General features: G+C 72.0%; 9 protein-coding genes and 1 pseudogene. 8 read left to right on the top strand and 2 right to left on the bottom strand.

Annotated features, from left to right (window positions below; all coding sequences use genetic code 11):
* From PSH25_RS21825 to PSH25_RS21855, 7 genes and pseudogenes are all read left to right on the top strand, one after another.
* A pseudogene (locus PSH25_RS21825) lies at positions 1 to 402 on the top strand (hypothetical protein); the annotation flags it as partial.
* Positions 402 to 824, top strand: coding sequence for a roadblock/LC7 domain-containing protein (locus tag PSH25_RS21830; protein ID WP_238660844.1), 423 nt, complete (start codon positions 402 to 404; stop codon positions 822 to 824). The pseudogene PSH25_RS21825 and the gene PSH25_RS21830, both read left to right, overlap by 1 nt.
* Complete coding sequence (locus PSH25_RS21835; RefSeq protein ID WP_238660845.1) at positions 814 to 1,203, top strand: DUF742 domain-containing protein; 390 nt, start codon at positions 814 to 816, stop codon at positions 1,201 to 1,203. The genes PSH25_RS21830 and PSH25_RS21835 overlap by 11 nt, the downstream gene beginning before the upstream one ends.
* Complete coding sequence (locus tag PSH25_RS21840) at positions 1,184 to 1,786, top strand: GTP-binding protein (RefSeq protein ID WP_184178007.1); 603 nt, start codon at positions 1,184 to 1,186, stop codon at positions 1,784 to 1,786. The genes PSH25_RS21835 and PSH25_RS21840 overlap by 20 nt, the downstream gene beginning before the upstream one ends.
* 88 nt (positions 1,787 to 1,874) lie before the next feature.
* Entirely contained in the window at positions 1,875 to 2,912 is a 1,038-nt protein-coding gene (locus PSH25_RS21845) for a lactonase family protein (protein ID WP_238660846.1), read from the top strand.
* 157 nt (positions 2,913 to 3,069) lie between these two features.
* Positions 3,070 to 4,827: a substrate-binding domain-containing protein gene (locus PSH25_RS21850; RefSeq protein WP_238660847.1), complete on the top strand. Its 1,758-nt coding sequence runs from the start codon at positions 3,070 to 3,072 to the stop codon at positions 4,825 to 4,827.
* 217 nt (positions 4,828 to 5,044) lie between these two features.
* Positions 5,045 to 6,526, top strand: a complete 1,482-nt coding sequence (locus PSH25_RS21855) for a sugar transferase (protein ID WP_372492825.1) — start codon at positions 5,045 to 5,047, stop codon at positions 6,524 to 6,526.
* Positions 6,527 to 6,533: 7 nt separating this feature from the next.
* Here the strand turns inward: PSH25_RS21855 and PSH25_RS21860 are convergent, their stop codons facing one another.
* On the bottom strand, positions 6,534 to 7,664 hold the full coding sequence (locus PSH25_RS21860) for a PP2C family protein-serine/threonine phosphatase (protein ID WP_238660848.1): 1,131 nt from the start codon (positions 7,662 to 7,664) through the stop codon (positions 6,534 to 6,536).
* A 97-nt stretch (positions 7,665 to 7,761) separates the two neighbouring features.
* Between PSH25_RS21860 and PSH25_RS21865 the strand changes: the two genes are divergently transcribed.
* Positions 7,762 to 8,388 carry a MarR family winged helix-turn-helix transcriptional regulator gene (locus tag PSH25_RS21865; protein WP_238660849.1) on the top strand — a complete coding sequence of 209 codons (627 nt, stop codon included), beginning with the start codon at positions 7,762 to 7,764 and terminating at the stop codon, positions 8,386 to 8,388.
* Between the two features lie 28 nt (positions 8,389 to 8,416).
* Here PSH25_RS21865 and PSH25_RS21870 read toward each other — a convergent pair.
* A partial coding sequence (locus tag PSH25_RS21870) for a PP2C family protein-serine/threonine phosphatase (RefSeq protein WP_238660850.1) occupies positions 8,417 to 9,311 on the bottom strand: 895 nt, incomplete at its 5' end.

Below are 9,311 nucleotides of genomic sequence, written 5' to 3' on the forward strand. Positions count from 1 at the left end.
GTCTTGCTGTATTCGACCCCGGTGGTGTTGCTTTTCTTAATGACACGCCGCCCACCGCGATCTCAGCTCTTGCGCTACACGACGCTCTTCCGAGCGCACGACGACGGGGCGGCGGCCTCCGGCGAGCCGGCCGACGAGCTGGATGGCCTGCCCCGCCGGGTGCGACGTCGTACCCCCGTCGCCCAGCCCCGGTCGACCGTCACCGACACGCCGTCGCCCCGCTCGCCGGAGGAGGTCCGCCAGGTGATGGCGGCGCTACAGGCCGGCACGGCGCGCGGACGCGCCACCGCCAGCACCCCGACCGGTCCGGCAGCGCCAACGGCGGCGCCGACCGGTCCAGCGGCCCCCACCGACCCGCCGACGACCCCCGAACCCCCGACCGCTACTGAGAGGGACGCCTAGTGCGGCATTCGACGAAGCAGAGCGCCGGCCTCGACTGGTTGCTCGACGAGCTGGTGCAACGGGTGCCAGCCGCCCGGGAGGCGGTGGTGCTCTCCGCCGACGGCCTGCTGCTCGGCCGTTCGGCCGAGTTGGAGCAGTCCGACGCCGAACACCTCTGTGCGCTCGCCGCCGGCTTCTCCAGCCTGGCCCGGGGCGCCAGCCGGCACGTGGACGGCGGCCCGGTCCGGCAGACCGTGGTGGAGATGGAGGCGGCGTACCTCTTCGTCACCGCCGCCGGGCAGGGTGCCTGCCTCGCCGTGGTGAGCGACGCCGACGCGGACATCGGGCTGGTCGCGTACGAGATGGCGATGCTGGTGATCCGGGTGGGGGAGAGCCTCGCCGCGCCGGCCCGATCGGCTCCGGGTGCCGGAGATGCGGACTGAGCCGCCCGGGCCGCAGCACGAGTGGCTGGACGGCGAAGCCGGCCCGGTGATGCGCCCCTACACGCTCACCGGAGGCCGGGTACGCTCCGCCGTCGACGATTTCAACCTGGTCGCGTTCGTGTTGGCCGGTTCGGACGTCGATGCGGCGAGCCAACCGCACCTGCTGCCGGAGCATCGACGGCTGGTCGCGTTGGCCCACCGACCGGTGTCGGTGGCCGAACTGGCAGCCGAGCTGGACCTCGCGGTCGGCGTGGTCCGGGTACTGCTCGGTGATCTGCTCGCCGAGGGCCTGGTCGCGGTGCACGAGCCGCCGGCCGCCGGCATCCTTCCCGACGACGACATCCTCAAGGCGGTGGTCAGTGGACTCCGTGCGCTATGACCAGGTGGGCACCAGCACCACCATCCCGCTGGCACTGAAGATCCTCATCGCGGGAGGCTTCGGGGCTGGCAAGACGACCTTGGTGAGCGCGCTGAGCGAGGTCCGTCCGTTGCAGACCGAGGAGGTGTTGACCGGCGCCGGGATCGGCACCGACGACATCTCCGGCGTGGAGGGCAAGTCCACCACCACCGTGGCGATGGACTTCGGCCGGATCACCATCAACGACGACCTTCAGGTCTACCTGTTCGGCACGCCGGGTCAGGACCGGTTCTGGTTCCTCTGGGACGAGCTGGCCTTCGGCGCGCTCGGCGCGGTGGTGCTGGCCGACACCCGACGGCTGGCCGACTGTTTCCCCTCCATCGACTACTTCGAGCAGCGCGGCATCCCGTTCGTGGTGGGCGTGAACTGCTTCGACGACGCCCGCCGGTTCAACCTGGAGACCGTACGCCGGGCGCTCGACCTGGACCCGGACGTGCCGATGGTGCTCTGCGACGCCCGGGACCGGCAGTCCGGGAAGATGGTCTTGATCTCTCTGGTGGAGCACGTCGCCCGGCAGCGCGGCGAGCCGGTCCCGGCGGCCTGAGAACCGGGCCCGGAAAGCCGGTTAACGGGCGGGCAACGCGGGCAGCCTCTGGTTGGATCGACGAAGGATGCCGGCGGAGGAGTGGGACGTGAGCGGTCAGGGTGAGGTCGTCCACATCGGGGGTTACACCGCGCAGAGTGGCGGGCGGGGCAGCGGCATCGTCGCCGCACACCGCGACCCGTCGACCGGGGCGCTGACCCCGCTCGGCACGGTGGCGCTCACCCCGTCCCCCTCCTTCCTGGCGCGGCATCCCACCGAGCCGGTGCTCTACGCGGTCAACGAGCTGACGGATGGGGAGATCAGCGCCTGGCAGGTCGGGGCGGACGGCGCGTTGGACCCGCTCGGCAGCCGGTCGACCGGCGGCGCCGAGCCCTGCCACCTGGCGGTGCTGCCCGGCGGCGACCACCTGCTGGCGGCCAACTATGGCAGCGGCAGCATCGCGGTCTTCCCGCTCGACCCGAAGGGCGTGCCCGGCGAGCGCACCGATCTGGTGGTGCACGAGGGGCACGGTCCCGACCCGGATCGCCAGGACCACGCCCACGCCCACATGGTCTCGCCGGGGACGGGCCGTGGCCCGATCCTCGGCGTCGATCTCGGCACCGACTCGGTCTACCGGTACGACCTGGACGACGCCACCGGACGACTGGTGCCGCGTGCGCCCCGGATCCGTACGGCGCCCGGCACCGGCCCCCGGCACCTGGCCCGGCACCCGGACGGACGGCGCTGCTACCTCGTCGGTGAGCTGGACGCCTCGGTCACCGCGTACGAGCTGACCGACGACGGTGCGTTGCACCAGCGCGGGCGGGTCGAGGCGAGCGAGCGGGCCGGCCACGTCCAGCCGTCGGAGGTCGCGGTCGCCCCGGACGGCCGGTTCCTCTACGTCGCCAACCGTGGGGTGGGGACCGTGGCGGTCTTCACCCTGACCGGGGAGTTGCCCGAGCTGGTGGCCGAAGTGGACACCGGCGGCGAGTGGCCCCGGCACTTCGCCCTGATCGGCGAGCATCTCTACGTCGCCGACGAGCGGGCGGACATGGTGCGGGTGTTCCGACGCGACGCCGACACCGGTATCCCGGAGGCGGTCGGCGAGCCGGTGCCGGTGCCGAGCCCGACGTGCGTTTTGCCCTGAACGATGGTTTAGAGACGCGAGTGTTGCACTGATTCGGCAACGCCACGAGGCTGCTACGTCACTCTGTGTTGCAAAAAGGTGGTCAACTGTTTCTCCTCCGTAACTTTAGTCCGAACGGATGTGGCAGAGACGGCACCTAGTACGCAAGATGGTCACCGTGTCAGCAGGCCGTCATCGCATGCGTTCGAAACTCCACCTAGCCGCCGCCGCCGCAACGGCGGGGGTGCTCGTCGTGACGACGGGCGCGTGGTTCGGCTATCGGGAGTTGATCCAGCCCAGCTGCTCGGGGGAGATCCGACTAGCCGTGGCGGTCGCCTCCGAACTCGCGCCAGCGGTGGACGCCGCCGCGTCCCAGTGGGTCAAGGACGGCGCCGCGGTGGGCCCGACCTGCATCCGCGTCGACGTCTCCGCGTCCGACCCGGTCGACGTGGCGGCCGTGGTGGCGGCCAAGCACGGCGCTGTGCTGGCCGGCGTGGGGCAGGCCAGTGGCACCGCCGTCAGCCCGGACGTCTGGGTGCCCGACTCCTCGACCTGGCTGCTGCGGTTGAAGAAGGACGCGACCGCGTTCGCTCCGACCAACGGCGCGTCCATCGCGCGTAGCCCGATCGTCGTCGCGATGCCCGAGCCGATCGCCACGCGGCTGGGCTGGCCGGACAAGAAGTTCAACTGGACCGACCTGCTCAAGCAGGTCAACAACACAAGCGCGCCGTTGCGCACCGGGATCGTCGAGCCGACCCGTGACGCGGCGGGCCTGTCCGGTCTGCTCTCGCTGACCGCCGCCGCCAACGGCGCCGGCGGCGACGCCCAGCGCAACACCGTCGGCGCGCTCCGCGCACTGGCCACCGGTCGCTCCTCGCTCCGCAACGACCTGCTGGCCCGCTTCCCGACGGCCAACGACTCGACGTCCATCGCCAGTGGTCTCGGCGCGGCGGCCCTGTCCGAAGAAGACGTCATGGCGTACAACAGCAAGAAGCCGCCGGTGCCGCTCGCCGCGCTCTACATGGAGCCGGCGCCGATGCCGCTGGACTACCCGTACGCGGTGCTGCCCGGCATCGAGCCGAGCAAGGCGTCCGCGGCCCGGGTGCTGTTCGAGCTGCTCACCAGCCCCACCTTCCGCAACCGGCTCGCTGCGCAGTCGCTGCGCGCCCCGGACGGCAACTGGGGCGAGGGCTTCAAGGCGCCGCAGGGTGCGCCGAGCCCGTCCGGCGGCGCGCCCACCGCACCGGCGAACGGCGGCACCGCGGCGGGTGGCCTGGACCCGGCCGCCATCCAGCGGGTCGTCTCCAGCTGGTCGATCGCCACCCAGTCCGGTCGGATGCTGGCCGTCATCGACGTCTCCGGCTCGATGAAGGACGAGGTGCCGAGCGCCAACAACCGCAGCCGGGAGGAGGTCACCGTCGACGCGGCCCGCCGCGGCCTCGGCCTCTTCGACGACTCCTGGTCGATCGGTCTGTGGACCTTCTCCACCAGGCTTGTCGGCAACCGGGACTACCGGGAGCTGGTGCCCATCGGGCCGCTCTCCGGCCAGCGGGCCCAGTTGGAGGGCGCGCTCGCCACCGTCAAGCCCTCCAGCGGCGACACCGGCCTGTACGACACCATGCTGGCCGCGTACCAGGCGGTGCAGGAAAACTGGCAGCCCGGCCGGGTCAACTCGATCGTGCTGTTCACCGACGGCAAGAACGAGGACGACAACGGGCTCAACCAGCAGCAGCTGCTCGCCAAGCTCAAGCAGCTCGCCGACCCGGAGCGGCCGGTCCAGGTCATCATGATCGGTATCGGCGAGGGCGTCAGCAAGTCAGAGCTGGAGTCGATCACCAAGGTGACCGGTGGCGACGTCTTCGTCACCAAGGACCCGAGCGAGATCGGCAGCATCTTCCTCAGCGCCATCGCGCGGCGTCCCCCCGCGCCGCGCTGATCCGACGCTCAGACGTCCAGGGGCCTGCCGTACCGTCGATTCGGTCTGGCAGGCCCCTTTTCGGCCCAGCAGGTTGTTGAAGAAAAGTGACGGCAATACGTCGGAAGCAATCGGCAGCCATAGTTGTCAAGGCAGGATGTCGACTGTTCCGGCACAGTCGGTCCGCCTCCGGTCCGACCCGTCGGCCGGGGCCATCCTGTACAGAGTGGGAGGGCCGGTGAGCGTGGCGACACTGTTGACCCCCGCCACGTCGGCGGAGCCGAACGGTCGACGCGCCGGGCTGGTGGCACGCGCCGACGAACGGTCCTACGTCCGGGTCCTGGTGGTGCTGGACACCACCATCCTCATCATCGCCTTGCTGATCGGGTACGTCGCTCGTTTCGGTGACGACGAGCCGAGCGGCTCGGAGATCCCCTACGTGCTGGTCGCCCCCGGGTTGGTGCTGGCCTGGCTGATCTCGCTCAAGGCGCTCGGCTGCTACGACGACCGGGTGATCGGCTACGGGGCGGACGAGTACCGGCGGGTCAGCTCCGCCAGCCTGCGCCTGGCCGGGGCGATCGCCATCATCGGTTACATCGCCGACGTCGGCGTCTCCCGGGGCTTCCTGGGCATCTCCTTCGCGGTGGGCACCGTCGGGCTGGAGGTGGCGCGGTTCGCCGCCCGCAAGCGGTTGCACCGGGCCCGCTCGCTGGGCGCCGGCTGGTCCCGCAAGGTCCTGGTGGTCGGCGACACCGCCCACGTGTTGGAGCTGGTCCACACGCTGCGCCGCGAGCCGTACGCCGGCTACCAGGTGGTGGGCGCCTGCATCCCCGACGCGCTGCTCGCGCCGGTGGCGCAGCGGCTGGGTGACGTGCCGGTGGTGGGGTCGTTCCGGGGCATCCCGGAGGCCGCCACCGCGATCGGCGCGGACACGGTCGCGGTGACCGCCTCCGGTGAGCTGACCGCGACCCGGCTGCGCCGCCTCGGCTGGCAACTGGAGGGGACCGGCATCGACCTGGTCGTGGCACCCGCGCTGACCGACGTCGCCGGCCCGCGGATCCACACCCGCCCGGTCGCCGGCCTGCCGCTGATCCACGTCGAGGCGCCCGAGTTCCGCGGGGTCCGCAAGCTGGTGAAGGGTCTCGTCGACCGGTCCGCCTCGTCGCTGGCGCTGGCGGTGCTGCTGCCGCTGATCGCGGTCATCGCCCTGGCCATCAAACTGGACAGCCGGGGCCCGGTGCTGTTCCGACAGGTCCGCGTCGGCCGGGGCGGGCAGGAGTTCGGCGTGTTCAAGTTCCGCACCATGGTGGTGAACGCGGACGCGCTGCTCGCCGAGCTGACCGCGCGCAACGAGACCGACGGCCTGATGTTCAAGATGCGCCACGACCCGCGGGTGACCCGCGTCGGCCGGCTGCTGCGCAAATGGTCACTGGACGAGCTGCCGCAGCTGGTCAACGTGCTGCTCGGCCAGATGAGCCTGGTCGGGCCCCGCCCGCCGCTGCCCTCGGAGGTGGCCCGCTACGACGGTGACGTGGCCCGGCGGCTGCTGGTCAAGCCCGGCATGACCGGCCTGTGGCAGGTCAGTGGCCGCTCCGACCTGAGCTGGGAGGACGGCATCCGGCTCGACCTCTACTACGTGGAGAACTGGTCCCTCGCCGCCGACCTCACCATCCTCTGGAAGACCTTCGGCGCGGTGTTGAACGGCCGCGGAGCGTACTGACCACCGGTCACGGTTGCGGGCCGGTCCAGTCCAGGCAGACGACCACCGCGTCGTCGACCAGGTCACCGGCCACGAACGCGCGCAGATCACCGATCAGTGACCGGACGGCGTCCAGGGGTGCCATCGGCCCGGTCCGGCGCAGGAACCGGTCCAGTGCCGTCTCGCCGTAGCGCACGTGCTGCCCGGTGGCCTCCACCACCCCGTCGCTGACCACGAAGACCCGGTCGCCGCGCTCCAGCGGGAACTTCTGCTCGTGGTAGTCGGTCGCCTCGAACATGCCCAGCGGGAACTGCGCCTCCAGCGGCTGCTCGGTGACGTCCCCGTCGCGGAGCAGGACCAGTCGGGGCGACCCGGCGTCCACCACGGTCATCATTCCGGAGCGCAGGTCCAGTTCCATCAGCAACGCGGAGAGGTGCTGCTCGCCCCGGTACAGGTCGTAGATGGCCTGATCGGCGAGGGCGGCCTGGTCGGCAAGGCTCAGCCCGGCCCGACGCGCGTTGCGCAGCGCGTGGGTGGCCAGCGAGGTGAGCAGGGAGGCGGCCACGCCCTCACCGGTGCCGTTGATGGTGGACAACCAGAGCCGTTCCCCGTCGTCGGACCAGTCGAAGCTGTCGCCGCGCACCGCGTACGCCGGCTCCAACTGCCCGGCCAGGCTGAACGAGGGACGGATCCGGCTGCGGCCGGGGAGCAGGTCCCACTGCATCTCGGCGGCCAGGGTGAGGCGCTGGGTGCGCCGGGCCGCCCGATAGACGTCGGTGCCGGCGGAGACCGCCGCCACCTCGTGGGCGAGCGCGGTGGCGATCTCGGCCAGCGCGGCGACGACCTCCCGGTCGTCCGCAACGGGCGACAGGCGCAGCACCCCTCGACGCTCGCCACGCATGGTGACCGGTAACCAGGCGGTGCCGTCGGTCAGTATCGGCGACTGGTGGTCGAAGGCGCGCCAGGCCGGGTGCCCGGGGCTGGTGATCGAGTCACCCTCGGTGAGTGGCAGCAGCTCCGCGAGCCGATAGTCGACCTGATAGAGCTCGACGTGGGTGATCCCGTACGACCCGGCGAGCACGTCCCCGACACCACCGACGAGCCGGTCGGCTGGTGTCTCGTTCAGGGTGCGTCGTGCCCGATTGACCGGTTCGCTCATCGTCACTCCATCGCTGAAAGCTCGACTACCAGTGGGTTCGGAGTACTCTCGGGCAACCATGGCCGAACTGAACCGTCCGACGGACCCTGAGACGAGTATGGCTGCCGCGCTGGACGCGGCGGCCGCTGCCCTGCTGGGCATCTGGGAGTCTGCCCGGGAGGGGACCGCCAACCGAGTCTCCGGCGCCCAGTTACGGGCGGTGATGGTGGTGGAGCAGTCCGACGGGATCAACCTGCGTCGGCTCGCCACCCGGCTCGACATGCTGCTCAGCTCCGCCAGCCGCCTCTGCGACCGGCTGGTCGCCGCCGGCATGCTGGAGCGCGAGCCGGGCCGCTTCGACCGGCGGGAGATCTCGCTGCACCTCACCCCGGAGGCCCGCCGGCTCCTCGCCGAGCTGCGAGCCGACCGCCAGGCCCAACTCGCCGCCGTGCTGACCGGGATGAGCCGGGAGGGCCGCGACGCGCTGCTGCGTGGGATGCGGGAGTTCGACGAGACCGCCCGCCGCCAGCAGGCGCAGCACGCGCCGTCGCCCGGCGAGTCGACGGGCCAGGGGGACTGGCCGGACGACCCGGACCGGCCCGGTGGGCGATCGGGGGACTGGTCGGCCGATTCGGGTCGGCAGACCCGAGAGGTGTGGACTGGCTCGTCGGACGGCCCGGAACGATCGGTCAGCACGACCCGAGAATGGCCGGCCGGCGACCCGCCGGTGGCCCGTACCGCCTGATCAAGCCCGCCGGGCCGTCGCCCGTCGGTCATGCCGGCGCCGACGCGCCAACGGCCAGCATCGCGATGTCGTCGTGGGCCTGACCGTCCAGCCAGTCGTCGACCGCCCGGAGCACCCGGTCGATCAGCGCCGCCGGCGGTTGCCCGGCCGCCGCCACGAGCGCGGCCCGCAGCCGGGCTTCGCCGAACATCGCCGGGTCGCGCGGGCCGCGCGCCCCGGTCACCCCATCGGTGTACGCGAGCAGCAGGTCGCCCGGATCGAGGTGCACCCGGGTCTCGGCGAACCGTGCGGCTGTCAGCGCCCCCACCGGCATGCCACCCACCGGGACCGTGGTGACCGTGCCGTCGGCGGTGACCAGCAGTGGTGCCGGGTGCCCCCCGCCGGCGATCCGGACGTCCAGCCCGGCCGGCCCCCGGTCCAGGGAACCGAGCAGCAGGGTGGTGAACTGGCTGCGCCGTGCCGCGTCCGGCGCGTCGAACAGCGCCTGGTTGAGCAGGTGGATCAGCTCCAGTGGGCGTTGCTCGACGAGCCGCAGCGTCTGCAACGACTGACGGACCCGGCCGGTCAGCACCGCCGCGCCCACGCCCTTGCCGCACACGTCGCCGAGCGCGAACAGGGCCCCGCCTGGGTGTGGGAACACCTCGTAGAAGTCGCCACCGATGCGCAGGGTGTCGCCCGCGGCCCGGTAGCCGCCGGCCATGGTCACCCCGGGCAGGACGGGCAGCTCGGGCGGAAGCAGGCTGGTCTGCAGCACCCGGGCCAGGTGGGCCTGCTCACCGTGCAGGTCGGCGGTGGCCAGCGCGGCACCCGCACGGGCGGCGAACTCCCGGGCCAGCTCCACGTCGCGCCTGTCGAAGCCGGCCCGCCCGGGCCGACGGATGAGCAGCAGCGCGCCGGCCGACCCGCTGGCGCTGAGCAGCGGG

Origin of the sequence: Micromonospora foliorum (genome assembly GCF_022229015.1) — a bacterium.
GTDB classification, from domain to species: domain Bacteria; phylum Actinomycetota; class Actinomycetes; order Mycobacteriales; family Micromonosporaceae; genus Micromonospora; species Micromonospora foliorum.